The following is a 25,212-nucleotide window of genomic DNA, read 5'->3' on the forward strand; positions in this document are numbered from 1 at the left end:
AGCGCGTCATGCTAGGGAGATGGGGGCGTAGCGCTACGGTTAAAGACTCATCACTAGCATTCGCTAGAAGAGCCTGTTTTTGCATTCAACGACGGCGCAGGACGTGGATGTACTCTTCGCCCACCGTCTGCTGCTCCACCAGCTCGTTGCCGGTCTGCTTGGCAAACGCCTGAAAGTCGCGCAGCGATCCGTTGTCGGTGGCCACCACCTTCAGTAGCTGGCCGCTCGCCATGTCCGACAGCGCCTTCTTGGCCTTGAGGATGGGCAGGGGGCAGTTCAGGCCCCGCGTGTCGATTTCTTTGTGAATGTCCATGGTCATCAATCCTTAGGCGGCGTCGCGGCCGGGGCTTGTTCGTCCAGCCCACGGCGGCGTTCTGCATTTTCTTCGGCCGTGAAAAACACGGGCTTATGGCCGCGCGTGCGCAGCCAGTCGGCCAGCGCGTAGCCCGTGCCCGCAGGCCAGCATTTGAGATCTGGCAGATCGTACAGCCGGTAGTCCACCAGCTCGGGCGACAGTTTGACCTGCCCCGTGGCCACCACGTGGTAGGCAATGATGACCTGGTTCATGCGCAAGAACTCGTAGGCACCCACCAGGGTGGTGGACTGCACATCGAGGTTGGTCTCTTCCTTGACCTCGCGCGCAATGCCTTCCTGGGGCGACTCGCCCGCCTCCATGAAGCCGGTGATCAGGGCAAACATCTTGCCCGGCCACGCCGCATTGCGCGCCAGCAGCACCTTGCCGTCGATCTCCACAATGGCAGCCAGCACGGGCGTGGGATTGTTCCAGTGCGTCCAGCCGCAGGCGGGGCAGCGCAGCCGCTCCTTGTCGCCGCCGTCTTCGGCCAGCGTGATGGGCTGCAACTCGGTGGCACAGTGGGGGCAAAAACGAACTTCGTAGGGCATATGCTATCTTTTATGTAGCTGCTGAGGCATGTTCAACTAGCACAAGCAGCCATTCTGATTCAAAAACCTGCGAAGAGGCACCCGGCAATGCCCCTGGAGCCCACTGCGCAGGCCGTTTCACAGGTCACGCAGGAAACACCCCGGTCGACAAATACCGGTCGCCCCGATCGCACACGATGAAGACGATGGTGGCATTGCTGTCGCGCGCAGCGATCTGCTGCGCCACCCAGCACGCGCCTGCAGCCGAGATGCCGGCAAAAATGCCCTCTTCGCGCGCGAGGCGGCGGCACATGTCTTCGGCGTTGTCCTGGCTCACATACACCAGCTCATCGACCGTGCTGGCGTCATAAATCTTGGGCAGGTACTCCTGCGGCCACTTGCGGATGCCCGGGATGCGCGAGCCTTCTTCGGGCTGTGCACCAATGATCTGAATGCCGGGGTTCTTCTCCTTGAGAAACCGCGACACGCCCGTGATGGTGCCCGTGGTGCCCATCGCGCTCACAAAGTGGGTGATGCGCCCGCCGGTCTGCTCCCAGATCTCGGGGCCCGTGGTTTCGTAGTGAATGCGGGGGTTGTCGGGGTTGCCAAATTGGTCCAGCACCTTGCCCTCACCACGCTTTTGCATGGCCTCGGCCAGGTCGCGGGCGTGCTCCATGCCGCCGCTCTTGGGCGTGAGCACCAATTCTGCGCCAAAGGCCTTCATGGTCTGGGCGCGTTCGATGGACAAGTCCTCAGGCATCACCAGCACCATGCGGTAGCCCTTGATGGCCGCGGCCATCGCCAAAGCGATGCCGGTATTGCCCGACGTGGCCTCGATCAGCGTGTCGCCAGGGCGGATGTCGCCACGCTCTTCGGCGCGGCGGATCATCGACAGTGCAGGCCGGTCCTTGACGGACCCCGCCGGGTTGTTGCCTTCCAGCTTGCCAAGCACCACATTGCCCCGCGCCGCGTTGTCCTGGGCCCCAATGCGCTGCAGCGCCACCAGCGGCGTGTTGCCTACCGCGTCTTCAATCGTCGGATATTTCATACGCCCTACTGTGCCATAATTCAGGGCTTCACATATTCCGCCCGGGTGGTGAAATTGGTAGACGCAGGGGACTCAAAATCCCCCGCCGCAAGGCGTGCCGGTTCGATTCCGGCCCCGGGCACCATAGATTTCTAGCTATGGTTTTTGAATGTGTTCCGGCTTTTGTTCCGGTGCACGTTCCGGTTTTACCGACATCAAGGCCCTGTCACATCGCGTGGCGGGGCCTTTTTCTTTGTCACTTCGGCCATGCCTGCTGCAGCATCAGCGCGTCCCCAGCATGTCGGTCAGCCGACTCTGCCACTGCTCGATATTCGCTGACGCACGCTCCGAGTAGCTCTGCTGCGGTATCGGCTCGCGCAATGAGGGCGCTTGTGGAAGCGTTGGGGAGACTTGCACGGAATTCGTAGAGGGCGCCGCGCAGGCTGTCAGCAGTGCGACGGGCAGCAGCAGCATCAGCGCGGAGCTTGGTTTCGCGTTTCGTGGCTTCATTTTGGGCGTCCTGCAGTTTCTGGTTGAAGGCGAGTTCCTTGGTCCGGGTGTCTTCCTGGGCCTTGGCTGATTCGGCGGCGTAATCAGCTTGAAGCTCTGCGATCTCCTCGCCCAACTTCCACCCTTGTGCGGTCCAGCCGATCAGCCCAGCGGCCACGGCAACGCCAACATAGGCCCACATCAGATTGCCCCCTTCTGCCGCTGAATCCCAGCCTTCACGCCCAGGCCGTAAAAGTGCCGCGCCATCTGCTCAAGCTGCCGCTCAGACCACGGAGTACAGCCCACCTCGGCGCATTCCTGCGCATCCTCTGCGGAGACTTCCAGGCCCTTTGTCGTTGCGCAGCCGGTGAGACTTGCGCTGATCAAAATGGCTGAAATGAGTACGGTGAGTTTCATGAGGTAGATCCTTCACAGACGGCTCTTTCAGCCGCACGACGACGAACCAGGCCGGGGAGCTCTTTCCCGCCCGCCAGGGTCCAGCGGGACAACTCTGCACATGCCCCGGCCATGTCCCCAGCGTTGGCCTTGCGCACCAGGGTCGAGCCGCAGAATGCGTTGTTTCCAACGTTGAAGGCGAACGACAGGAATGCGGCTTTCTGCCCATCGCTCAGCGGACGCTTGATGCAGTCGATGGCCTCTGCGTGCTTGAGCAGGTCCTCCTCCAGCATGGCTTGGCACTCAGCGGCGGTGAAGCGCTTGCCTGGCGTCATCGTTTGATCGTCGTGCCCGTAGCAGGCCGCCAGACGGCCTATCGGATCGCGATAGACCCAGGGCACATAGCCTTCGAAGTGCGCAACCAAAGGAACCGCGAGCGCAATAGCCCCAGCGCCGATCTTGGCCGCGAGTCTTTGGCGCGGGGTCACTTTGGCTGCACCCCGGCTTTGAGCGCTGCCCAGAACGCTGCAATGGACGCCCCCAACCCAACGACATACCCGATGGGCTTGGCCGCCTTGCCGATCCAGTTCAGCACCTTCATGGCGCCTTTCCAGCTCTCGAAAACGTCCAGCATTTCCGCCGTGTTGGCCTCGATGCGTTTGGTAGCGTTGGTGTTCTCCGCAAGCTCCACCCTGAACTGCGCTTGCTCCAGTTTGATCGCTGTCACTTCATCCGTAAGGGAGTCCATGCGTTTGTCTCCTTGCGCGAGTTCCTCGTGAATTTGCTGCAAGTTTTCATCGTTCATCAGCCCCTCCCGGGCAAAGAAAAACCCGCCGATGCGGGTTGTTGGTGGATGGTGAGCAGCACCGCTGCCAGCCCATTCGGGCCAAAGCGCCAGGGCTCTTTGAGCTTCAGCGCCGCCGCCATGGCTTCGCTGCAGAACCAGCCGCGCTCGCTGTCTGCCAGCCAGGGCAACACAAACCGCACGTTGCCCATCAGGTCATACGGCGCGCCCTCGTTGGCGCGGAACCACTCGCGGGCGAAGGGTTCGGCGGCATCGGGCAGTTCGATGAAGTCCCAGTGCGCGGGGTTGTAGTCGATGCGCTTGAATCGCACACCGCCATCGATGTAGCTTGCCGATGCGCTCAGGCCGTCGCTGAAAACCAATTCAGAGTGCGAGTACGGGCCACGGTCAATCCATCTGACAGCACGGCTGTAGATGCCCTGCAGGCCGGGGCGGGTGCCTTTGTAGAACGCGGCTTTCACAGCTTTGCTGCCTGCACAAAAAGCGCATCTGTCTGCTCCGCGGTGAGCCCGAGAGCAGGCGCGAGCACAGACACAAACCCGTTGTGCCGCTGCACCTCTTGGCTGTACTCCCACTCGATGCGCGCAGCTTCTTTCTGCGGGCTTGGGAGAGCGTTGATAGCGGCGTCAATGTCATCAAGCAAACCAGCGCCAAGCAGAGCAAGTCTGGCTTGTCGCATGGTGACAGCGGCGGGAACAGGTGTAGGCGGGGGTGGTGCGGGGGTGAACACCTGCCCATCCCACAAGTCCCCGATGCGCGAATCTGCGGCTGGAATCCAACCCTGGGATGCAGCAAAGGCTGAATCAGCTTCGGCGTGATTAATGACGCGCCCTGCGTCAATGATTGCAAAGCGTGCCATGTTAGATCACCCCCCAAATACGCAGCTCACCTCTAGCGCCAGCACCTGACTGCGCGCCAGTTTTTGTGCCACCTCCACCACCACCCGGCGCGGACCCCGGCGAACCACTGGAAGCATTACCACCTGCGCCACCAGCACCGGCAAAAACGCTAGCACCCCCATTACCAGGCGTAGCAACACCGTTACCGCCACCGCCCGCACCGTAGATCGATGGCCCGCCGCTTGCTGCTGCGCCGGAATTCTCTCCAGCACCAGCACCCCCGGCATATACAGATGCAGCGCCAGCGCCGCTGAGACCGGTCGGGCCAGTCCACCCTGCCACTCCCGCAACTACAGAACCGCCATCGCCACCGTTGCCGCTTGAAACGACGGCAGGCGCTCCGGGGGCCGTAAAAAGGGAGCCAAATGTGGTACTGCCGCCCGCTAATCCGGTTGCAGTAGCCCCGGTGACTGGATTGCCGCCTGAACCTATAGTGACTGATACGCTGGACGCGAGGCTCGCTGTCACAAATCTAAATGGACAGCCAGCACCACCACCACCACCACTACTACCAGCGGAATTCTTTGAGCCGGATGCCCCACCCCCCCATGCCACCCCCTCTACCAGTGCGTAACCTGGCGGCTTGATGAACGTTCCAGATGTGTCGAATACTTTATAAAAAGCATTCAGGACGATCGTTCGCAGCGCAGTCCCATCACACTGAATGATTCGAACCTCACCGGGATACATTACATAGCTTGTGAGCCCGTCGATAGTTTCTGATGCGTTGGGGTCTAGGGTGATGTCGCCAGTCCCGGCATTGCGTAGATAGACAAACCAGCCGCTACCCAAAGTGGCGCAGGCGTCAAATGTCTGCGTGAATGTGCCGCTGGTTATGTCGATCAGTTTTCCAATATCGGCAGCAGTGAGTGCCGTGTTGCTTGTGCGTGCGGACCTTGTAATCTTCCCTTTTCCGAGGGTTGCAATCGCCTGCGCTACACGCAAAGGCGACATGGCACGCAAAGCCGTTTCTGTGCCCGCTTCCATTTCCACTTGGCTCGCAGAGTTCAATCCAATGTCTGCAGGCACCAGCGTGACGACTCCGGTTTTTGTATTGACCGAAGTCACTGGGCCGCCAGATATAGATGCCGCACTGGCCGCAGCCTCTGCTGCTTTTGTGGTTGCAATCCCCGCCTGTGTCGTTGCAATGCCTGCCTGTGTCGTTGCAATCCCGGCTTGTGTGGTTACCGAGCTTGCTGCAGTAGTGGCGATGCCTGCTTGTGTCGTTGCCGTGCTGGCTCCCGACGTTGCGATTCCCGCCTGAGTGGTGGCAGTCGTTGCAGCCGTGGCGGCCTCTGTCGCATTGTCGAAAACGTTTTCGGCAACCGCACCTAGCTGGGTAGCCAGGGTCTGTTGAGCAACGCTCCATGGATATGCACGCTGGTTAAACGTACTGCGGTCATTCGGGTCCGGAGGGGCCGGAAGAGCATCGATGTCTGGTGGTGCTGTGATAGCCATTTAGATCATTCCTTTCACACTGAGATCAATGCGGGACAAGCCCGGTCCTTCGTATGTCACGCGCGCAGAGCCCAGGCCGAACACGTTCAGGCCGCCGAATCCGCGTATGTTGGGTTTTGCAATCCACGCAACCGGGACGTCTAAGACATCCTGTATTTGTCTGAGCGCCTCGTCAGTTTTGGCACTTGGCAAAATGATCTTTGCGCTCAAATTCGTGGAGCGATGACGGCGCACGATGGTTGTTTCGCCGAATTCATCGGTTTTGATGTAGCTGAAGGTCACAGGCTCGGCCTGCGCCCCATACTCCGTCCCGCCAAACTCTGACAGGTCACCCACCAGGTCCACAAGGTCGCCCAACACAATCATTCCGATACCCACCGGCTGCCCGCTGGCCGCCGACACGGTGATGGTGATCTCCGCATCGGGCCTGATCGGCAGGTTGGAGCGGGACAGTTTGGTGATCGGTGACGGCGGGATGAACAGGTACTCATACCAGCCAGCCGGGTCATCAAACAGTGGGCCGCTTTGCGAATAGATCGTTGTGCCCCCAGGCTCATCCTTGAGCGTGATGCTGATGGACGAGCCGACAAGGCCATACAAACTCATGGCGTTGACATACCCCGGCCTCAACACATAGGTCAGGCTTGTGGCGGCGCTAGCACCAGTGCTCACGTACTGGTCAAACGGCGCCCATCGCTGTGTCGGCCCCACATCAGCCCAGTACGCGCCGTCTTGTTCGGGCAACTGGGAGCGTCCCGTGTGGGCCTGCTTTGCGACGTAGCGGCGGTGCGTTGTGGCTCTGATGACCTCGGCGTCCAGCGCGTAAGTGGCGCCGGATACCCAGGCCGTTTCCCCCGATGCAGGCTCCGCAATGCTTGTACCTGCCGCAATCATTGCGCTGGTGATGGTGATCGGTTTGATGAAATTCATGCCACCTCCACCAGCATCGGGCTTTCAGGGTTGCCGTTGGTTGCGTTCGCCGTGCGCTGCGCCTGTATGCGCAACTCAATCACCTCGGCCCGCAGCGAGCGGATTTCTTCGACCAGCTCTTGGTTGCCCAGAATGCTCGATGTCTGGCCCGCGTTGTAGACCATGCCTGGGCTTCGGAAGTTGATGATTTCCGGCCCCTGCTCCCCCACAAGGGTGAGACCTGCTGGGGTGTAGCCGCCCATGGCGCGCTGGTTTATAACTCCCATGACCGGCGGCGCAGTGCCCCATCCCCAGGGCAAATTACCGTTAGGACCTTCGTCAGCAATGATGGGGGTAGTGTTATTGTTATTGCCAGCTGCAGCTGATGCGATCGCTGACGCCAATGCCGCCATGGTCGCGTCCAACTGCTTGACGGCTGCATCAATCGATAGCGCCGTCTTCTCGATACCGAGCATTGACTCCAGTTGCTTTCTTGCGTTTTCCACGACTTGATCCAGCAGCTTGATCTGCGCGTTGAAACCATTTTCCAAAGCACGTAGCTGCTGCTCTGCCGCCGACAACTGCGCGCCGCCAACTTCGCTCAAACCCTGCAGCAACCCAGCGGCCTGAGCCTGCGAGCGCACGTACTGTTCCCGCGTTGCGTACAGATTGGGATCGTTGCGTGTAAGCGTTGCCGATGCTTGCTCGATCACGGACTCAAAGCCCTTGATGTCGGCACCACCCTGCACCGCAGTGAGCGTGGATTGCAGCGTCAAACGCGCCGCCGTTTGGGCCGCAATGCCTGTATCGGCAACCGTGCCGCGAATGCTTTGCAATGCGGCGTCCACGGTCCTGATCACATCGCTGATGCCTTGGATTCTTTCCCGCAGCGCTGCTGATTCAGCTTGGAACTTTTCGCGCAGTCGGTCCTGCTCAGCGCGTACAGACTCTTCAACGGTGGACAGCGCAGCCTGTGCGGCAGATTTAGCGCCATTCAGTGCCTCGATCTGAGCACGCAGAGCCTCGTTGGCGTCGTATGCCGCCACCTCCACCTCGCTGAGTCCTTCGATGGCAAGCGCACGCAAAATCTCCTTCGCGCCTGCAGCATTTCCACCCAATTGCAATAGTTGGGCCTGCAGTTGCTTGGCCTCCTTGGCAAAGCCATTCAGAGACTCTTGGACGCGGATTTGCTCTTCCAGCGCACGGTTGCTGTCATAGATGGCGATTGCTTCCGCGCTCAGACCTTTGATTGCATCCTCGCGAATGAGGTTTGTCGCCTCCTGTTGTTTGCCCTGCGCTTGTAGCAGTCGGATTTCAAGCTGGCGCCGCTCGGCAAGCAGATCATTCATGCGCTGCTGCTCGGCATCTGCCGCACCACCTGCGCCGCTTTGCGAGAACAGCTCTGATGCACGCAGGCTGTACTTGCCCTGCGCATCTTTCGTGATGTAGTCCTGCAGCAACCCAGCTTCGGAGAGCTTTGCAAGGTTGTCTTGGGTGATGCCCATAGAGTTACCTGCATCGCCCACCACCAGCCGCACCTGGTCCAGCTCCTTCTTGGAAAAGATGCCGTAGTACAGCGACTTAAGCGTGCTATCAAGTGCCGTTGTAGAACCGCTCTGGATTTCTGCCTTGATTTGCTCAGGCGTCCACCCCCATTCCGTCCGCGCCTTGAACTGGTCCAGATAAAGATTGGGGTTCATGATCGGCGAGTCGGTGTTGGGACCACGGATCAAGTCGATGTACTGATTGACCTTGCCGGACGAGAACCCAGACTCCAGCAGCTTCAAAACGGTGTCCAGCAGCTCAGGCGTTACCGATGATTGGTAAGCGCTGAACTGCAGGAAGTCAAAGCCCATCAATTGCTTGATAGTGTCTTTGTTCAACCGGTCCGCGAACTCTGGATACCAGTCTTTGAACTTGGTCAGGAAAATGTCCTCGGCAGTCTTTGGCCCTGCGGCCATCGGCGCCATGGACTTCACGCTCAAGGTGGACTTAGCGGCCCCCGCAATGAACCCACGCTCCACCGCAGCCGCAAGCATGTCGGTACTGTTGCTGGTGGAGTAAATCGCGCTGGGACCAGTGAATTCAAACTCGGGGCCGTTTTCGCCGACAAGGCGCATGCCGCCCTGGTGCGCGCCGCCAGCAGCGAAGCGAGGAACGGTGACATTGGACGACGCTTGGTTTTGAACAACGATATTGACGGTGCTGCTCTCGATAGATGCCGCCAGGCCGCTGATCGCAGAGGAAACGCGCGATGTCTCGCTCACCAGATTCCCGAGCAACTCGGCAGACTCTGCCGTGGACGCTGCTGTCTGCTCCTGCGGCGATAGCAACTTTTCCAGCGCCGATACCTGCGGCGCAGAATCAGCTAGCTGCTCCAGTGTCATGTTGTTCTTCTGCAGGAAGTCGGCCAACTCGGCAAACTGAGGCGCCACCTGCAGCAGCGCAGCGATTTGCTCCTGCCCCGCGTCTGTGTTCACATCCAGGCTTTCGACCAGCGCGCGGAACTCACCCTTGGTGTCCACGCCCAACGCAGTCAGGTCGATCCCAACGCCCTCCAGCACCGTTGCCAGCTGCACCGCAGCGACGCCTGCCTGCTCTGTCTCGCTGTAATACTGCGACACGAACTGGCCCGCGTTTTGCAGGAACTGGTCCACACCACCGGAAAGGCTGATCAATCGGCTCTGCGCATCGAAAGACGCCGCCGCAATGCTGGAGAAAATGCCGCCCATAGGGCTGATGGCCGCGCGCAGGGTGTTTACCCCCACAACCTGCGAGTTGATGGCCTCCAATAGCTGGTTTGCGGCTTCTTCGGTCAGCGACTCTGCATCGACACCCGCCAGCATCATCTGGACGGTCTTCGGGATATCAGAAACCGTCTGCAGCGCCTGCACTGTCGACTGCTTCAGATCGAGTGTGAAGTTCTCCAGCGCTGTCTTGAAGTCGGGGCTGTTGGTGCTGAATTTTTCGTACAGCGTGCCGTCGTAGTTGTCGCCCTTGCCGGATTCGCCGAACTGCAAACCACCGCTGAGCGTACCGCCCGCAAACACACCGCCCCGGCCCTTGCTGGATGTTTCCAGGCCCGCCGAAAAGCCCGTCAAGACTGCAGCGCTGCCCAGCGACTTCAAGATGCTGTTGATGCTAGCAGCAGTGCCAGACACTGCATTCCGAATGGCCTGCTCTTGCGCAACAGGGTCGCCCTCCAGGCGGTAGGCAATGCCGTCCTTGAGAGCGGTTTTCATGCCGTTCGTGAAGTCGCGGTCGAACTGCTGGCCTTCGATGACGTAGGTTTGCCCCCGGCGCTGGTTGGTCACGCTGCCGTCGAACGCAACGCCGAACTGGCCGCCGGTGCGGGTTTCGCCTTTAGTCTTGCCGATGATGGCCGTGAGGGCACCGATGCCAAGCGCGAGGGGGCCCAACACCCCGGCGATCATCCCGGCACCTTGGGCCATGATGGCCGCTGGGCCTCCAGATGTGAGCATGCTCAGGCCACCACTCAGAGCGCCAAGGCCGTTGCCAGACATGAGCGCGGAGAAGCCGTAGCCCGCAGCAGTGCCAGCACCACCCAGCAGTCCAGCAGCGTTACCCAGGAACGAAGCCCCGCTGGCCGCGCTGCCGATGGCGCCAAGAGCGGACGTGCCAGCGTTCGCGGCGCCCGCCAGCCCCAGCGCCCCGGTAATAGCCCCCGCCACCGGGCTGATGATCGCGCTGATGGTTGGGCGCAGGATCAGCGTTTTGAACATGTTGACGGCAACATCGCGGAGGTTTTGCACAAACCCTTTCCCCGACTCAAACCCGCGCATCAAGCTATCGGTCAGCGAACGCTCGATGTTCTCTGCGGTTCGCTGCCAATCGGCCTGGGCCTGCTTTGCTGCATCCTCAGACGCCTTGCGCGCTTCGGTGGAGCGGATGACGCCCAGCAGCTTTTGGCGGGCCTCGATTTCCTTTTGCACTGCGAGGTAGGCGTCTTCGTTGCCCAGCAGCCCGTCACGCTTTTCTTTGAGGCGGGCGATGGTCACCAGCTCGATGGCCTCTTCCAAGGAGACGTAGCCCTGCGAAGCGATAGCGGCGGCTTCTTCCTCCAGCCGCATCTTGTCGATCTGCTGCTCAACAGCTACGGCGCCTCGGCTCAGTTCCTCGATGTACTTTGCGTGCGCGCGGGCGCCCTCTTCTGCGGCCTTGGCCTGGGCCTTCGTGGCGTCTGTTTGTTGCTTGGCGAGCGCCACGGCAAAGGGCTGCTTTTCCAGCAGCTTGGCTTGCGCCTCCGCGAGCTGCTCGACAGAGAGGCCACCGGCCGCGAATGCCTTGTTCAGTGACTCCCAATCCTGGGCGAACGAACCGGACAAGCCGCTCAGCTCAGCAAGCAATTTCGCTTGACGCTCAAGTTCTCGGTTGGCCTCCCGGTCGGCGCTGTTGCTGCCGCTGCCGCCCTTCTTGGAATAGCTCTCGCGTATCTGTGCGAGGCGCTGCTCAATCTCGGCTTGGCTCTTGCCAGCTTCTGCGCCCTGCACGCGCGCTGCTGCGAGCTCGCGCTCCATCTTCACCTTGTCGGTCAGGAACTTCTCGCCCGCCTTGTCAAAGGCTGCTGTCGCCTTGACGGCCTCTCCCCTTTGGCGCTCTTCCTCTGCGGCAACTCTGGTTTGATTGGCGATCCCCTCCAGCGCCGCTGCCTGGGCCTGCAGCGCGGAAAGCTCTGCCCGCAGGCGCTCCGTTGCTGCTTGGCTTGGCCGCCCAAATGCGGCGCCGCCGCCATTTGCGCCAAAGCCGCCGTTTGCAAGCTGGTTTTCGCGGTCGGCAATTTGCTTACGCACCGCTGCCAACTGATCGGAGTTGGTCGATGCGCGGCCCACATTCAGGATGGCATCCCACGCGCTCTTTGCCGCATCCTTCACTGCGAGCCAGCCGCGCTCCACAGTGCCAAGGTTGCGCTCCATCTCCCCGGCGCGGCCTGCTAGCGTGTCCGCAAAGGCGCGCTGCGCAACGTTCGCGGCTTCGGCAGTCTTGCCCTGCTCTTCCAAGCTCTTGATCTGCTTGTACGTGCTGTCTGTCAGGAAGTTCATGCCATCGTTGAGCTTCAGCACTGCGGCCAGAGGCTCGCTGCGCAACGACGCAAATTGATCTGCCGTCTTGTCCAATGCTTGACCGGTGGCGCGCTCGTACTGCACGGCGGCCTGAGCAGCTTCTTTCAGCAATTCGGCGCCGATCTTGCCGGTGGATGCCAGCGCGGCCAGCGACTCGGCGGCCTTTCCTTGCGTCCCCACAACGCCACTGATTTCCAGCGCGTAGGCCTTGAGCTGGGATGCGTTGGTCCCGGCGGCGTTTCCGGTGGTGATCAAAGCCTTGTTGTAGGCGTCAGCCTCCGCGCTGCCTTGCTTGTATGCCAGCGCCAGAGCAACACCAGCCGCAGCCGCTACGGTGAGCGGGCTGATCAGACCTACGACATAGCCGCCCAATGCGCGCGCGGCATTTCCCGCACCGCCAAACATATCCTTGAGCTGCCCGCCCTGCTGCAAGAACACGGTGAGCGGGGCTTGCCCACCTTGCAGGCTGGTGATGATGTCGGTGAACTGCGCTGGCACGCCACGCAATGCGGCAGCGGTCTGGGCTGCGCTGATGCCCATCTTGTCCAGTGAGCCAGAGGCCGCGCGCTGGGCTTGCTGCGCCTGGGCCTCCACCTCGCGCAGACGCTGCAACATGGGCTCAAACTTCTTGGGATCGAGGCCCTTGTCGGCAATGTTGAACTCCAGGCGCTGCGATGCCGTCTTGCCCAGCAATTCAAGCTCGGTCGTGGCGCGCTTGATGGATGCCGAAATGCGGCTTTCTGCGCGGGTGAACTTTTCCGCGCTGGCACCCGCGCCGTCACCGATTTTGTCAACGGCCTGGCCTGCCTTGGTCGCAGACGTGGCTACCTCATTCGCCATCTGCTGGGCCTTGTCGCCAACACGGTTAAAGGCGCCTTCCGCCTGTTCCGAGTTGACGACTACCTCGCCCTGTATTTGCAGGTCAGATGCCATTGGTGAGCCCAAATGAAAAAGGCCCGCCGATGGCGAGCCCAGAAATGAAAAAAGCCACCCGGGGGTGGCTCGCTGTGTTTTGCGCGACTACTTCACGCTTGCTGTTCGCTCATGACAAAGAGCCGGCCCAAGAATGTCGTATGACAGTCCGCCCTCTTCCCCTTCAATGATCGCGATGTCGCCAGATACCAAAAACTTGCGGAAACCAATGTATGCGCCGTAGGAGTTCTTGGCGTTGATTTCTCCGCAGACCGATACGCCACCTTTCCCGGTGGTCGATTTGTAAATTCCCACGTCCCGAAACTTGGCTGCGTCTGGGTCTTTGAGATCACGGCTGATCGACTTTTTAGCCTTCGCCACCAGCGCCGAATAGCCCTTGTCCTGAGCGGCCGCAGGAAGGGCAAGAACACCAGCCAGAAAAAGAGCAAGCACGCGGACCATGGCACCTCCAAATAGAAGGCGCCATGGTACTAAATAGTGCAGCCTTCGTGCAGCTTGCGCTTGGCGGCCAAGTACACAGCGTGCGCCTCTCTCGGGTCTTCAAAATAGCCAAGACACCTTGTCTTGCCATTGGCCTTGATACGCGCCATCCAAATCTTCTTGCCCTGCCGACTGGCCGCTGTTTTATGCACACCCAAAAAACCTGAGGTGTTTTGCGAGCGGGCCTTCTTCAGGTTCTGCTGGTTGCGTGACATATCCACGATCCGCAGGTTCCTTATTCGGTTGTCGTTTTTCACGCCGTTGATGTGGTCGATATCACCATCAGGCCACACACCGTGCACATAGAGCCATGCCAAGCGGTGGAGCTTCAGCCGCCTACCGTCTATGGTCGTTCCAATGTATCCATGCGTCAGCCAAAACCCCACCTCATCACCGACCTTCACCCGATTGGAGGTGCGCACCTTCCAAGTGAACACACCCGTCTCCGGGTCGTAGTGCAGCACCTCGCGCAGGCGCTCTGCAGTGAGTGCCGCCTTCATGCAGGTACTCCCATCGATTGCGACGGCATGGCGATGGAAGGCATTAATTGCCGGAATCCAGCACGCGCAAAACCCGTCTTTGAATCAGCCCCTTTCAACGCGCGGATGACACCAAGGACATCGTTGTATGGCGAGCTCAGCGGGTTGAACAGTTTGCACAGCCGGTCCAGCCGTTCTGCAATGTCGTGCGCCTGCTCTTCCGGGAGCATCCACTTTGAAGGCTTGGAAGGAAACTCATCCCACAGCGATACACGGACAAATTCATTGTCGAACGGGCTGGAATCTTTGGCGTACTCCATGCGGATCAAGTCTCCGGCCTTCACGCCGCCATTCCTCATCACCTTGGCTGGCACACAAACACCGAACCCGCATTCACCGCACACGACCGACATCACCCAATCGCCGTTGGAGCTACGACCGACCGACTGAACCCTGGCGCGCAGGCTTGATGTCTCAATCTCCGGCACTTCGTCCACCACCTCCCATTCGGCGGTGTGGCGGGCAATGATAGAAACCGCTTCGCTGAACTCCTGCCGGGGAATTTCCCGGTACGGCACGCCGAAGTGGGCCTTGAGCTTGCTCCATCCCTTCACCATCGCGCCCGCCTGCTTTTCCTTTGGCAGTCGCTCCACCGCCGACTTGAGCATCAGGCGCAACGTATTCTGCTCTTCCGCCGTCAGCACATCGCCGGGGTTGACCGTGAAGGGCTTGCCCACATAGACACCCGTTTTGCGGATGGCTGGCAGAACTTCGCTTGTCACCCACTTGGCAAACTTGCGGGCCTCTGGTTTGCGGCTGCGCAGCACCAGGGCGTATAGGCCGGATTCGTTGATGACCACGGTAAACCGTGCTCCGCCCCGCTTCCCTGCACCGGTCGAACCAGTCGTTAGACCGCCTTCCGATTGACCATAACCAGACGTTAGAGTCATTCGCTCGTCTTCATCCAAATGGTCAGCCACTGCCTTGCTGGTGTTCTTGTAGTCCAGGGCGGCGCAAACGTCGCTTGCCACAAACCATGGCTCACCATCACGCACCACCACACGCACCGAGTGCGCGCCGAAGTTGAAGACGGGTTGGCTGCTGACTTGAACTGCTTTAGAATCGCTCATGTTGAATCCTTGATTGACGTCTTGGGTTTTCACACTCGACGCCCCGGTTGCTGCAACTTCCGGGGCGTTTCCTTTTTCAGGCTGCGTTTGCATGCTGCGGCCCTTGGTGCTGTGGCTCGGCCACGCTTTTGCGCAGCGCTGCAACGATCTGACCGTTGAAAGTGCGGTCGTTCACTTTTGCCGCCTCATGCACGATTGCATGTAGCTCGCGCGGCAGACGGAGCGCTGTCCGCACCCATTCATCTTGCTTGCCTTCGACTTTCATCTCTTTCCTTTCGGCTTCACTGTGAAGCTGAGTCCAATTATGCACGGCTTCAAATTGAAGTCAACACCAGATTGAAGCCATCCAATAAACTAGACCCATGGCCACACAAGACGACTACATCCGCACCGCCTTGCGCGTCCCTCCCGACCTGCACGCGCATATCCACGAGTCGGCCAAGAAGAACAACCGGACATTCAACGCTGAGATAGTGGCTCGTCTACACCGTAGCTTCGAAACCAGGGATACAGACATAGCCCAAGACACCGTTGGGGCCATGCTCAAGAGCCTCAAAATGACCATCACCCACGCCGAGACGCTTGCGAAGCGCCTGGAACTCATCGAGAAGAAGCGCTCTTAGCCCTCCGCCCGGTTATCGCTCATTTGCTTGAGGGCCGCGCCCTCCAAGACTTGCAGGTCTTCAAACAACTGATCCCACTCTTCGGGGGACTTCGCAGCACGGTCGATCAAAGGGTAAGCAGCCTCGTAGCGCAAGCCGGTCGCGCCGCCCATGCCTACATTCCACTGAGTGCCGAGCCGGGAAAACAGGACAAAGGAGTCCCAGTTATCGGGCCAGACCTCTATGCTCTGGTCGCTCTGATGCGCTGCTACCGCCGCGAGAAAAGCATTGGCCGGGGCGGCATCTTCTTTGGCGTAAAGAGCGGCCCCGGCTTCTCTCAGTTTCCCAAGCGCCCCTCAATGCAGGCGGTGCGGTAAGTTTCCATGATGGCTGCAGTAGCTGCAGGCAGCTCGTCAGCCAGTTGCTGCACATTGGGCTTTGTCAGGTCTTCGTCGAGGTTCCAGCTTTCCAGAACATCGAGGATGTATTCAGCGTTTTGGCCTGCGGTCTTTTCCATCAACTCGGCCATGCTGAACTTCTCGCCTTCTGGCTGGGCCTTGGCACCAGCGGCCTCCATCAGCTTGTCAATGAAAACACCGAACTCGCTGCGGGTGCGGTAACGGAACGTGCATTCGATGGAGCCTTTGCCGCCTTCGAGCATGTCGAATGTGACAACGCGCTTGAACGATTTGGGCCTATTACCGAGCTTGATTTTTGCCATGATTTAGGTTCTTTCGCAGAGGTTAAAAAATGCCCTTGCGCACCCATGCCTTCCTCTGCGAAAGGAAGAACATGGATGCGTAGGTGCGGGGGATGGCTTGCGCCGGAAACAGAAAAGCCCTCGCGGAGAGGGCTTGTGGGATCAGTAGCTGATGGAGCGGCCAATGACCGTCAGGGCTGCATCAACGCTGTTAACCTGATTGCTGTTGAGCTTGGGCATTTCGGACACGGACAGATAGCCGTAGCCGTAGGTCACAGCACCGCCAGAGATAACCTGTTTGAAGGCCACTTTTGACAGGTTGCGCGAGATACCAACCATCGTGATGTAGTTGGCATTGGCGGCATCGTGGGCCAGCGACATCGTGATGCTCGTAGCGTTGAAGCCGGTGGGAATCTTCAGGCTGTTGCGCTTTGCCAGAAGTTGCACATCAGTGAAACGCGCATCGCCGCCGGAGCCGGAGATGGTCAGCACTTGGGGAATCGAAGCCCAACCGCTGATCTTCTGCGCAGTACCGGTGCCAGTTCCCGCAGGGAAAAAGCCGGTGTTGCTGGTATCCAGGCCAAGAATCTTGAAGCTGTTGGCGTCAACGACTTCGATCTTGTAAACGCTGTCCGTCGCGTCTTCCCAGCCCGATGTGAACAGGATTTCGTCGCCGGTTGCGTAGCCGTGGGCGGTGCTGGTTGCCACTGCCGGATTGGCATTGGTGACAGCAGTGATCGTCTTTGTGGCGGCAAAAGTTTGCGAGAACTGTTGCGCCGAACCTTCGGGAAAATATAAGGCCAAAATAGTTCCTTTCTGGGGGTTTTCCCCCGAGAAATTGCCCGCAATGGGCGTAAAAAAACCCGCTGCGATTGCTCGTAGCGGGGTGCTGCTAAGCCCTTGCGGGCACAAAAAAACCGCCTCTAGGGCGGTTCAGTTGTTATGTGGCCGTATGGCCGATCTAGTTCTGCGCAGTCGCCTTGTCGGCTCTGCGTCTCTCCCAATATGCTGCCTGCCCCGCAAGGATCCTTGCCTTGTGCTCAGGTGTCATGCGCGCGTAGTGTGTGCGCTTCTCGTGCCCCGATGAGATGGCAGCCCGTGCTTTTTCCGAAACAGGCTTGCCCTTTTTAAGTGCAGACAACTTTGCTCGCGTCTCTTCCGAAACCACGCGCCCAACACCTTTGCCCTTAAGGGCGGCAGACATCTTCGCCAACGTCTCCGCAGTGCGCTTGCGCCCTGTGTGAAATGCAGCAGTCTTTGCAATTGCATCCTGACTCATGCGCCTACCTTTGGCTGACTCAGATTTACGGCGCCGTGTCTCAACGGACTCTGGAGGTCGCTTCCTTCCGGTCTTCGACCGTGAGATCGCTAGCTTCGCAGACTCTGGCATCACATTGCCGGTCGCTCCCTCCCCGCCGTCTGTGATGTTGCAGATTCGGGCGCCCATTGCGCGATGGTGCGCAATCAAAACTTTCTCATTCCGAAAGGCGTCTTCCTCTTTGTCGAACCATTCCAGAATTTCTATGACGATCCCGTACTTGTCTCTAACTCGCCTCCAGTAATCGGTGCGGTATTGCGTAGCCCACGCACGACGGCCCGAGCCTTTGCCGATATAAAAAACTTCGCCGGTATCAGCCCGACGGTGGACATATACGTAGAATTTGGCCTCAGCCATGACGACTCCTCAACAGTCTGATTGGTTAGAGCTCGCACGGTGTTGACGCACCTTGCGGGCTCGCCTATTTTAATTTCTACCCCTCAAACTTCCTACGGCTATCTAGCGGCCCAAATCGAATGGCGCTGGATGGCGCCGTAAAGCTTGGTGTCTTCTTCGTAGGTCGAGATTGGCTCTCCCTGCGGCTTGCACACAAAGGCGGGCGACGCGCACAGCGCGGCCTCTGCAGCGCGGATAAGCGCCAGTGCTTCGGCCCTAGTCGTGCTGTACGCGCTGACCTGCATGTAGGTGTTGCGCTTGTCTGGCGCGGTGTTGTCCACGAAACGCAAGGACTCCCCGCCCAGGCCCTGCCATGCGATGAACGGCGCGACGGTGCCGGATGGCGCAATGTCCGGGAACGTGCGCGGGCAAATGGTCTTGAGCAACGTCGAGAGGTCGCTTTCCATGCTCATTTGTTGACCTCTTCCAGATAGCGCGCCTTGATGGCTGCGCGAACTTGTGTGCGGGTTTCGACAACCGCCTTGCTGATGAACGGGTGGGCTGCGGTGCGGCTGGTGCCGTTGTGGACGATGAACCCGTAAGGAGCCTCGCTCTTGTTAAAGCTGATGTGGTACGTGCTCACGTCCTTGTAGCTGTTGTCCTTGCTGAACACCTGATAGATGCTGTTCTTTAATGTTCCGGGCGCGTAGGGGCCGTACTTCTTCCCACGTATGTAGAAGTAGTGCGATGCGTCGGACACAGGTGCCTCAAGGCGGGCGCGCTCGTAGATGATCTGCGCTCCTGCCTGCGCCGCTGGGCGTGTGGCGGCATGGAGCTTGTCCACCTTGGCGCGCAGCCCTTCTTTGAAGGCCGCGACGTTCATCCGTACAGCCATGCCCATTTCAGTTCACCACCTCAGCAATGAGGTCCACATATTCCCGCCCGCCCACATCAGGCATGACTGCGGTGATGTTGTACGCCTGCAGGTTGTGAACAACGCGCATTCCAGCCGTAATACCGGCCCTGTAGCGCACGCGAATGGATGCCTGCACCACAGATACCGGCGCGCCTGCTTTGATGGCTTCCATGCCCGATTTCATGCGAATGTCAGCCCACAGCGTGGCTACATCCGTCCAGCCGGGGATTGGCTGGCCTAGCTCGTCGGTGGTTGTGCCGGGGGCCTGCAACGTGCAGCGGCGGTTTAGGCGTCCGGCTTGCATCAGGCGTACACCTTGAAGGGCTGCAGCAGGTAGTCTGCGCCGTTTGGCAGAACTGACACTGACGCCGCCCCTACCACAACCACATCCTCACGATTGGCGTACAGGTGCCCAACAGTCAGCAGCACGGCGGCCTTGATCTGGTCGTTGACGACGATGCCATCGAACACCTGGCGATACGCCACCAGGGCGCGCAGGTAGGCGGCTTCTGCCACTTGCAGGGCTGCGGCCCGCTCGTCTGCATCGGTCATGGCTTCGGCTGCGACGATGGCGGCTTCTTTTGCGGCAGTGGCGGCAGTGAGTGCAGCAGGGGCGGCAGTCATCGCGGTCTGCAGTGCGGTGCCATCGGCATACACGCCCCTGTCCATGGCCTTGATAGCGGCCTGCTCTGCGGCGTTGATGTAGATGCCGATCAGGGCGTCTTCATCGGTGCCGTCAACCCGTAGGTGCAGCTTTGCCTCGGCCAGCGTCAAGAAGCTCATTACAGGCTTTCAGCGTAGGCGACGGCTTCGGGGTTCGCGTCAACCTGGCCGGATGCCAGCGCCTGGGCCAGCTCTTCGCCTTCCAACTCGATCACGTCATCAGGCTTGCCGAACGCGCCTTCGACCAGCACGCGCAGCTTGGTGGCGGTGGTCTGCTTTTTGGTTGCCATGGTTGTTCCTTGTGGAATCGCAATGAAAAAGCCGCCCAGCGGTGAGACTGGGCGGCTTTTGCGTGGGACTGTGAAGGTTTACGCTTCAGGTGGCGCTGTTCACGTACACCTTGACGGCGGCGGTGTCCAGCAGGTTCGAGCCGGTACGCATCCAGCCGCAGAAGCCGACTTGGCCGTTCAGCGCGAAGGCCGAATCGTCGAAGCGGCGCAGGCTGGTGGAACCTGCCACGTCACGGATGACGAACTGCGAGAAGTCACCGAAGGCGATGGACTTGGCATTCGCGGCCATGGCTGCCACGTCATCGTTCACGGTGTAGGGATAGCCGCAGATGGTGGAAGGCGTGCCGCCGCTGATGCTTTCGTTGTCGCCGGGATTCCAGATGGGACGGCCCGAGGTGTCCTTCAGCTTGCGGATGACGGCCACGGACGTGTCGCGCAGCATGAAGCGGGCGCCGCGCGAGCGGTAGGCGCTGTTCACGCTGTGGATCAGGTCGATCAGATCGTCATAGGTGACGGTCAGGGTTTGGCCGGTAGTGCCGGTCTTGCCGGTGGCAGCGCGAGCCATCACGCCGAATGGCTGGCTGGAACCGGTGCCGGTCGTGTAGTGCTGGTTGGTGATGCGGCCCAAACGCTGCGCCAGGCGGTTCACCACGAACTGCACCACATCAATCGCGCTGTCTTGGATCAATTCCACAGGCAGGGCGATCTTCTTGGAGCTGTACTTGTAGGGGTTCACAGCAACCGTGCCGAAGGTGATGTCTGCACCAGTCGCAGCGGCGTTTTCCGCCACGATTTCGCCCACTTCGGAGGTGCCGTCGCTGGTGGGCCAGTTCAGTGCATTACCACCTGCGGTCGTGATGACCTGGGCCACTTCGCGCATACCGCCAAAAGCCTTGAGCGAATCCACCACCATCGCGGCGATTTCCGATGGGACGGTGTAGCCGCCCTCTGCCGGGGTTGTGGTGCTCATGGCGTTACGGATGGCCACGGCTTGTTCGGCAGTCACGTTGTTGCCATGACGCAGGTACAGCGCAACAGCGGTCACAGCGTCTATGGTGTCGTCGGCGCCCTTCTTGCCGCCCTGGTGTGCCGCGTTCTCGAAAAACTTCTCGGCGTCAAGGTTGCGCATGCGCTCGATGCTCTTGATCTGCGCTTGCGTGCGCTCGATCTCATCGGCGATGTTGTCGAACGAGGCTTGTTCTTCCTTCGTCCAGGTCTGCGAGCCCTTTTCGGCAAGCTGGTGGTTGGCGGTACGTGCGAGTTCGGCAATCTTCTCGCGCAGTGCGGTGATTTCGGTCATAGTGACCCTTTCAAAATGAAAAAACCCGCTCGATGGCGGGTTGGTCAGGGCATCCGGCCCTAGCGGTTTGCTGCGCGAGAAGCGCTATGCAATCTGGGCAAGTCGCAGGCGGTTGGCGTTTGCTGCGGACATAAAAAAACCCGCCTCGGGGGCGGGTTCAGTGCTTTCGTTCTTGGGTTCTGGATCAGGCGGCTCGGGGTCTGGCGCAGGCCCCTTCAGTTCATCAGGAACCTTCTCCAGTGATGCGAGATTCCAGGTGTTTCTGGTCTTGGCGGCCTCGGCGATGCGGTCGATAAATCCACCGGCAAGCGCCTCTTGCGCCGTCATCCATGTGGTGGCATCCATCATCTGGATGATCTCGGCGGCATCCTTGCCGGTCTTGGTGGTGTAGTCGTTCACGATGGCTTGCTCGATCTTCTCCATCGTGTCGGCCGCCTTGCGCAACGCCGTCTTGTCGCCGCCGATCACGGCCTGGGCGTTGTGGATCATGAAGTGGGCACCGTCTGCCATCTCTACTTCGTCGCAAGCGAGGGCGATGCTGGTGCCAGCACTGGCGCAAAGGCTCCCGATGTGGGCAACAGTCTTTGCAGAGGTGTTGCGGATGATGTCCATGATCTCGCGCGCTTCGAACACCGAACCGCCTGGCGTGTTGATGTTGAACACGATGGTGGACGCATCACCGGCCTGAGCGATGGCCTGCGCCACTTCCTCGGCGTTGATTCCCTCTTCTGGGATGACGATGCCGCGCATGGAAATGCTGGCGACATCGCCGTTACGGACTACCGAAACCGGCACTTTTGGAATGGACCGGTTGTCCAGGTAGAGCTGCATCAGCTGGTTCATGGTGTCGCCCCTTCAGGCTGTGGTGCGGCTTGCGCCTTGTTTGGGTCGAAGATGACATCGCCGCCAGCAACAGGCGGAAGACCTTTTCCCTTGCGCACTTCGTTGATGGTCATCCAGCCGAAGCCAGTACCCGGCCCACCAAGGGCGGCGCGGTTGTATTCGGCCTGGGCCTTGGCATCGCCTTCGATCAGGTCGGAGAGGTCGAAGCGCACGAACTTGCCGGTGTCGCGCGGGAACAGCTTGCGGTTTAGCTCTTGTTCCAGGCGCTTCAAGTGCAGGCGCAGGGTGTGCATCACAAAGTCGCGTGCCTGCTGCTCATAACCAGCACCCACGGCGGATGAGCCGGTGGTTTCGCCAATCATGTGCGGGGGGACGCCGAAGGCGCGGGCAATGTCCACGACTTGGAACTTGCGGGCCTCCAGCAGCTGGGCGTCCTCTGCGGACAGGCTGATTTCCTGGGCGGCCAATCCTTCGGTCAGCACCAACGGGTGCTTGTGCGCGTTGTTTGCGCCGGAATACTTGGCGACGAACGCAGCACGCAACTCGTTCTTCTGCGTCTCCGTCATGGCCTTGTCGGTCTTGAGGATGATGGACGGATGGGCGCCATTGGCAAAGAACTTGCCGCTGTAGTCATCCATCGCCAGGGCGTTGCCGATGGCGTTCTGCGCGCCGTAGGCAATCACGCTCATGGAGCGAAGGCCATCAAAGCCGTGGCCTGGGAAGTGCAGGACTTCCGAAGGATCCAGCCAGGTGGTGATGTTCCAATCGGGCAGGATGATGTAGTAACGGATCGAGCCGTCAGGCATGCGCCAGGGCTGCACGGCGCCCCATGGCAGCGGGAACAACTCTGCAATGCTGCCATTCGGGCGGCGGCGAATCCATGTGAACCCGTCGCCTCGGAGAAGCTGCTCGCTGACCTTGTTGTCCCAGTGGCTGGTGGCCGTGAATTGGCTGTGCGGCTGCTCGTTCAGCAAGTACCAGAGGGAATCACGCGGGAGTTTGACCTCGGTGTCATCGGTGATCCGAAGCACATCGAGCCGGAGTGTGGAGATGGACCCGGCGATTTTCTGGCGGCAGGCCGACACCGCGGCTACCCGCTGCGCAGACAGCGGCGTCACGCTCACACCGGCAGACGCGGCGGTAGCGCCAAATGCATCCAGCACGTCTTGGCTGTAGGTCACGTTCTGCACGCTGGTGGCTTTTTCCGGGCGCACCTCTCCCTGGCCCGACTTGAACAAGTCAGCCAATTTAGAAAAGATGCTCATCAGAGTGCTACAAAGCCTTGTGTGATGGCCCCGGTGGTGGGGTTCAGTGACATGAGAGTGACGGCGTTAAACAGCGCCATCAGCGGGTCGATCTTGGCGGACCCTGCCGCCTGTTTCGTGATGATCACGGCGTTGCCTCGCGGCTCCACCTTTGCATTGCCTACGCACCAGGCCATCAGCGGCTGTCCACCGTGAACTAGCACGCCTTCGGCCAGCTTGCGCTCTGCCGTTTTTATGGCCCCGGTGAGCTTCCAGCCCTGGGACACGCCAATCAGCTTTTCCTCGGGGATTCCAGCCTCTGCCAGGGCATCCACGATGCCTCCCAGCCCAGCCGGGTCACACCCGATCTTGTCCAGCAGGCCGCGCGCATAGATCAGCGCACAGATGCTGGCCACGTCTTCCACGTCCTCGCCGATGTTTTGCACCAGCGTGAGGTTCCCGTCCTTGGCGAAGTCCTGAAACCGGGCCGCCTCAGACTTGCGGCGCTCCAGCACAGAGGGGTGCGCCCATGCGTGCGTCCAGGTCAGCCACTCGCGCGTGTCTTTGTCCCTGCCCACCACAGCCAGGCCTAGCAAGTCGTCCAGGCCGCCGCCGTCGATCCCAACGTCCACCACCTCGGAGCGGTCGAGCAGCTCGTCAAGGGTTAAGCCGGGGCGCTTGGCCTGCGATTCCCACCAATCGGCACCGGCCCAGCGGTCGCTGCGGAGGTTCAGGCCTATCTCTACGTTCAGGTGTTTTGCAAGGAACTCCTTGAACTCCTGTGCACCGCCCTCTTTCGCCTGGCTGTGCAGCTGCGTGATGCGCTCGATGTCCACCGACGCGCCCCAATTGGGGTTGGTCACGTAGGCGTTTTCCAGGTTCTCGTAATCCTTGCTCTGCAGCATGGAGTCCGGGAACTCGTAGATCAGCGGCAGGAACTTGCGGTCCTTTACCTTGCCATCGCGCACCTTGCGCGCATAGTCCAGCTTCTGCTTAAACACCCCGGCGGGCGGCTCTGCCGACTGCGTGGTGGCGTAGATCACGAAACCCTCGGGCCGCGATGCCAGGCCACCGGTGGCCTCCAGCAGCATGTTCGAGGCCTTGGCCTGCTTGCCGAACTCGTGCAACTCGTCCACGAAGACGAAGGAGGCCTTCTTGCCCGACACCGTGTCGCTGTCCGCAGCGACCACCTTCAGCGTGGCGCCCGTCTCGTTGTGCGTGATCAGCCGGAAGTAGTCCTGCACCTTCAGCAGCGCCGTCAGCTCCGGATCAGCCTTGATGAAGTCGCGGATCGGCTTGTAGCTGTTGTCCGCGATTTCCTTGGTCGGGCTCAGGATCAGCAGCTCGGCCGACTGGCGCCAGTTCATCAGCAGAGCCGTGAGCATGATGGCCGCCGCAATCGTGCTCTTGGCGTTCTTCTTGCTGACCATCAGGAAGAACTCGTTGATGTGGCGCCGTCCAGACTCTGGGTCTTCCGCGCCGAACACCGCCAGTACGAAGTCGCGCAACCATGGCAGCGACACATCACCCAAAAGCGGCTGGCCGACCACATCGACCATTTCGAACTTGCTGCACATCTCCCAGGCGTCCTGGGCCACCTCGGGGAACAGTGGCGGGCACACGATCAGAGACTCGCGCGCAACAATCCGCCGCTCCCAATCAGGGCAGGCGGTGCTCCAATCCTTCATTTGTTGTTCGCCACCAGGCGCGGACCTTGACGCACGCCAAACTTGCCGCCAGCCGCCGCTTTGGCCCGTTCTGCAGCATCATCCTTCTTGCCGCCCTCGCCTTTCTTTGGGTGGACGTACTGCGCCGCAGTCTTCGCCGCTTCCAGCCGCAGCTTGTCGGCCAGGGCGTTGTCGTTCATCACCGCCAGCAAGAATTCCAGCGGGGTCTGGTTGCCACTGGTGGCAATCGTCTGCTCTTCCGCTGGGTCTTTTGGCTTGCGGCCAGCCCCAGGCCGGGCGCCGCCGCTCCGTCCTTTAGCTCCGGCCATTTGATTTCCTTTTGAATACGGGGATTTTTTTGCGCG

Annotated in this window: 31 protein-coding genes and 1 tRNA gene; 2 read left to right on the forward strand and 30 right to left on the reverse strand. The window is 60.2% G+C overall.

What is annotated here, in order from left to right; translation table 11 throughout:
* Nucleotides 1-85 precede the first annotated feature (85 nt).
* From ACODSU_RS16440 to cysM, 3 genes are all read right to left on the reverse strand, one after another.
* Nucleotides 86-313 carry a sulfurtransferase TusA family protein gene (locus ACODSU_RS16440; protein ID WP_015015339.1) on the reverse strand — a complete coding sequence of 76 codons (228 nt, stop codon included), beginning with the start codon at nucleotides 311-313 and terminating at the stop codon, nucleotides 86-88.
* Nucleotides 314-318: 5 nt separating this feature from the next.
* A complete protein-coding gene (locus tag ACODSU_RS16445) occupies nucleotides 319-903 on the reverse strand; it encodes an NUDIX domain-containing protein (protein ID WP_488843236.1) in 585 nt (194 codons plus the stop codon).
* 124 nt (nucleotides 904-1,027) lie between these two features.
* A complete protein-coding gene (gene cysM / locus ACODSU_RS16450) occupies nucleotides 1,028-1,930 on the reverse strand; it encodes a cysteine synthase CysM (protein WP_488843238.1) in 903 nt (300 codons plus the stop codon).
* A gap of 39 nt (nucleotides 1,931-1,969) precedes the next feature.
* On the opposite strand from cysM, the gene ACODSU_RS16455 reads away from it, so the two are divergent.
* Nucleotides 1,970-2,054, forward strand: a tRNA-Leu gene (locus tag ACODSU_RS16455).
* Between the two features lie 111 nt (nucleotides 2,055-2,165).
* Here ACODSU_RS16455 and ACODSU_RS16460 read toward each other — a convergent pair.
* From ACODSU_RS16460 to ACODSU_RS16520, 13 genes are all read right to left on the reverse strand, one after another.
* The gene (locus ACODSU_RS16460) at nucleotides 2,166-2,600 is read right to left on the reverse strand and encodes a hypothetical protein (RefSeq protein WP_488843240.1); all 435 of its coding nucleotides are present in this window, start codon (nucleotides 2,598-2,600) and stop codon (nucleotides 2,166-2,168) included.
* Entirely contained in the window at nucleotides 2,600-2,815 is a 216-nt protein-coding gene (locus ACODSU_RS16465; RefSeq protein WP_488843242.1) for a hypothetical protein, read from the reverse strand. Before ACODSU_RS16465 ends, ACODSU_RS16460 begins: the two co-directional genes overlap by 1 nt.
* Nucleotides 2,812-3,282 (reverse strand): lysozyme, encoded by a 471-nt coding sequence (locus tag ACODSU_RS16470; RefSeq protein ID WP_488843244.1) that lies wholly within the window; start codon nucleotides 3,280-3,282, stop codon nucleotides 2,812-2,814. Before ACODSU_RS16470 ends, ACODSU_RS16465 begins: the two co-directional genes overlap by 4 nt.
* A complete protein-coding gene (locus ACODSU_RS16475; RefSeq protein ID WP_488843246.1) occupies nucleotides 3,279-3,599 on the reverse strand; it encodes a hypothetical protein in 321 nt (106 codons plus the stop codon). The genes ACODSU_RS16470 and ACODSU_RS16475 overlap by 4 nt, the downstream gene beginning before the upstream one ends.
* Nucleotides 3,599-4,060: a hypothetical protein gene (locus ACODSU_RS16480; protein ID WP_488843247.1), complete on the reverse strand. Its 462-nt coding sequence runs from the start codon at nucleotides 4,058-4,060 to the stop codon at nucleotides 3,599-3,601. The genes ACODSU_RS16475 and ACODSU_RS16480 overlap by 1 nt, the downstream gene beginning before the upstream one ends.
* Nucleotides 4,057-4,458 carry a hypothetical protein gene (locus ACODSU_RS16485; protein ID WP_488843249.1) on the reverse strand — a complete coding sequence of 134 codons (402 nt, stop codon included), beginning with the start codon at nucleotides 4,456-4,458 and terminating at the stop codon, nucleotides 4,057-4,059. The genes ACODSU_RS16480 and ACODSU_RS16485 overlap by 4 nt, the downstream gene beginning before the upstream one ends.
* Before the next feature lies 1 nt (nucleotide 4,459).
* Nucleotides 4,460-5,956: a glycine-rich domain-containing protein gene (locus ACODSU_RS16490; protein WP_488843251.1), complete on the reverse strand. Its 1,497-nt coding sequence runs from the start codon at nucleotides 5,954-5,956 to the stop codon at nucleotides 4,460-4,462.
* Nucleotides 5,957-6,886 (reverse strand): hypothetical protein, encoded by a 930-nt coding sequence (locus tag ACODSU_RS16495; RefSeq protein ID WP_488843253.1) that lies wholly within the window; start codon nucleotides 6,884-6,886, stop codon nucleotides 5,957-5,959.
* A complete protein-coding gene (locus tag ACODSU_RS16500) occupies nucleotides 6,883-12,879 on the reverse strand; it encodes a phage tail length tape measure family protein (RefSeq protein ID WP_488843255.1) in 5,997 nt (1,998 codons plus the stop codon). The genes ACODSU_RS16495 and ACODSU_RS16500 overlap by 4 nt, the downstream gene beginning before the upstream one ends.
* 87 nt (nucleotides 12,880-12,966) lie before the next feature.
* Nucleotides 12,967-13,320 carry a hypothetical protein gene (locus ACODSU_RS16505; protein WP_488843257.1) on the reverse strand — a complete coding sequence of 118 codons (354 nt, stop codon included), beginning with the start codon at nucleotides 13,318-13,320 and terminating at the stop codon, nucleotides 12,967-12,969.
* 29 nt (nucleotides 13,321-13,349) lie between these two features.
* On the reverse strand, nucleotides 13,350-13,859 hold the full coding sequence (locus tag ACODSU_RS16510) for an HNH endonuclease signature motif containing protein (protein ID WP_488843259.1): 510 nt from the start codon (nucleotides 13,857-13,859) through the stop codon (nucleotides 13,350-13,352).
* Entirely contained in the window at nucleotides 13,856-15,061 is a 1,206-nt protein-coding gene (locus tag ACODSU_RS16515) for a BRO-N domain-containing protein (protein ID WP_488843261.1), read from the reverse strand. The genes ACODSU_RS16510 and ACODSU_RS16515 overlap by 4 nt, the downstream gene beginning before the upstream one ends.
* Nucleotides 15,045-15,233: an Arc family DNA-binding protein gene (locus ACODSU_RS16520; protein ID WP_488843263.1), complete on the reverse strand. Its 189-nt coding sequence runs from the start codon at nucleotides 15,231-15,233 to the stop codon at nucleotides 15,045-15,047. Before ACODSU_RS16520 ends, ACODSU_RS16515 begins: the two co-directional genes overlap by 17 nt.
* 97 nt (nucleotides 15,234-15,330) lie before the next feature.
* Here ACODSU_RS16520 and ACODSU_RS16525 point away from each other — a divergent pair, with 97 nt between their 5' ends.
* Nucleotides 15,331-15,591, forward strand: a complete 261-nt coding sequence (locus ACODSU_RS16525; RefSeq protein ID WP_488843265.1) for an Arc family DNA-binding protein — start codon at nucleotides 15,331-15,333, stop codon at nucleotides 15,589-15,591.
* Here the strand turns inward: ACODSU_RS16525 and ACODSU_RS16530 are convergent.
* The 14 genes from ACODSU_RS16530 to ACODSU_RS16595 all read right to left on the reverse strand — a co-directional run bounded on the left by ACODSU_RS16530 (nucleotide 15,588) and on the right by ACODSU_RS16595 (nucleotide 25,176).
* On the reverse strand, nucleotides 15,588-15,911 hold the full coding sequence (locus ACODSU_RS16530; RefSeq protein ID WP_488843359.1) for a DUF1799 domain-containing protein: 324 nt from the start codon (nucleotides 15,909-15,911) through the stop codon (nucleotides 15,588-15,590). The genes ACODSU_RS16525 and ACODSU_RS16530 overlap by 4 nt on opposite strands.
* Nucleotides 15,908-16,291, reverse strand: a complete 384-nt coding sequence (locus ACODSU_RS16535; RefSeq protein ID WP_488843267.1) for a phage tail assembly chaperone — start codon at nucleotides 16,289-16,291, stop codon at nucleotides 15,908-15,910. Before ACODSU_RS16535 ends, ACODSU_RS16530 begins: the two co-directional genes overlap by 4 nt.
* Nucleotides 16,292-16,432: 141 nt before the next feature.
* On the reverse strand, nucleotides 16,433-17,074 hold the full coding sequence (locus ACODSU_RS16540) for a phage tail tube protein (RefSeq protein WP_488843269.1): 642 nt from the start codon (nucleotides 17,072-17,074) through the stop codon (nucleotides 16,433-16,435).
* A 157-nt stretch (nucleotides 17,075-17,231) separates the two neighbouring features.
* The gene (locus ACODSU_RS16545; RefSeq protein WP_488843271.1) at nucleotides 17,232-17,945 is read right to left on the reverse strand and encodes an NUMOD3 domain-containing DNA-binding protein; all 714 of its coding nucleotides are present in this window, start codon (nucleotides 17,943-17,945) and stop codon (nucleotides 17,232-17,234) included.
* Nucleotides 17,946-18,043: 98 nt separating this feature from the next.
* Nucleotides 18,044-18,397: a tail completion protein gp17 gene (gene gp17, locus ACODSU_RS16550; protein WP_488843273.1), complete on the reverse strand. Its 354-nt coding sequence runs from the start codon at nucleotides 18,395-18,397 to the stop codon at nucleotides 18,044-18,046.
* Nucleotides 18,394-18,819 (reverse strand): HK97-gp10 family putative phage morphogenesis protein, encoded by a 426-nt coding sequence (locus ACODSU_RS16555; protein ID WP_488843275.1) that lies wholly within the window; start codon nucleotides 18,817-18,819, stop codon nucleotides 18,394-18,396. Before ACODSU_RS16555 ends, gp17 begins: the two co-directional genes overlap by 4 nt.
* Before the next feature lie 7 nt (nucleotides 18,820-18,826).
* On the reverse strand, nucleotides 18,827-19,144 hold the full coding sequence (locus ACODSU_RS16560; protein WP_488843277.1) for a phage head closure protein: 318 nt from the start codon (nucleotides 19,142-19,144) through the stop codon (nucleotides 18,827-18,829).
* Nucleotides 19,144-19,623, reverse strand: a complete 480-nt coding sequence (locus ACODSU_RS16565; protein ID WP_488843279.1) for a head-tail connector protein — start codon at nucleotides 19,621-19,623, stop codon at nucleotides 19,144-19,146. The genes ACODSU_RS16560 and ACODSU_RS16565 overlap by 1 nt, the downstream gene beginning before the upstream one ends.
* Nucleotides 19,623-19,793, reverse strand: coding sequence for a hypothetical protein (locus ACODSU_RS16570; RefSeq protein WP_488843281.1), 171 nt, complete (start codon nucleotides 19,791-19,793; stop codon nucleotides 19,623-19,625). The genes ACODSU_RS16565 and ACODSU_RS16570 overlap by 1 nt, the downstream gene beginning before the upstream one ends.
* An 85-nt stretch (nucleotides 19,794-19,878) precedes the next feature.
* Nucleotides 19,879-21,093 (reverse strand): phage major capsid protein, encoded by a 1,215-nt coding sequence (locus ACODSU_RS16575; RefSeq protein ID WP_488843282.1) that lies wholly within the window; start codon nucleotides 21,091-21,093, stop codon nucleotides 19,879-19,881.
* Between the two features lie 84 nt (nucleotides 21,094-21,177).
* Entirely contained in the window at nucleotides 21,178-21,936 is a 759-nt protein-coding gene (locus tag ACODSU_RS16580) for a head maturation protease, ClpP-related (RefSeq protein ID WP_488843284.1), read from the reverse strand.
* Nucleotides 21,933-23,201 (reverse strand): phage portal protein, encoded by a 1,269-nt coding sequence (locus ACODSU_RS16585; RefSeq protein ID WP_488843286.1) that lies wholly within the window; start codon nucleotides 23,199-23,201, stop codon nucleotides 21,933-21,935. Before ACODSU_RS16585 ends, ACODSU_RS16580 begins: the two co-directional genes overlap by 4 nt.
* A complete protein-coding gene (locus tag ACODSU_RS16590) occupies nucleotides 23,201-24,868 on the reverse strand; it encodes a terminase large subunit (protein ID WP_488843288.1) in 1,668 nt (555 codons plus the stop codon). The genes ACODSU_RS16585 and ACODSU_RS16590 overlap by 1 nt, the downstream gene beginning before the upstream one ends.
* Nucleotides 24,865-25,176: a hypothetical protein gene (locus ACODSU_RS16595; protein WP_488843290.1), complete on the reverse strand. Its 312-nt coding sequence runs from the start codon at nucleotides 25,174-25,176 to the stop codon at nucleotides 24,865-24,867. Before ACODSU_RS16595 ends, ACODSU_RS16590 begins: the two co-directional genes overlap by 4 nt.
* Nucleotides 25,177-25,212: the final 36 nt, after the last annotated feature.

This window comes from Acidovorax sp. FG48 (assembly GCF_057809085.1).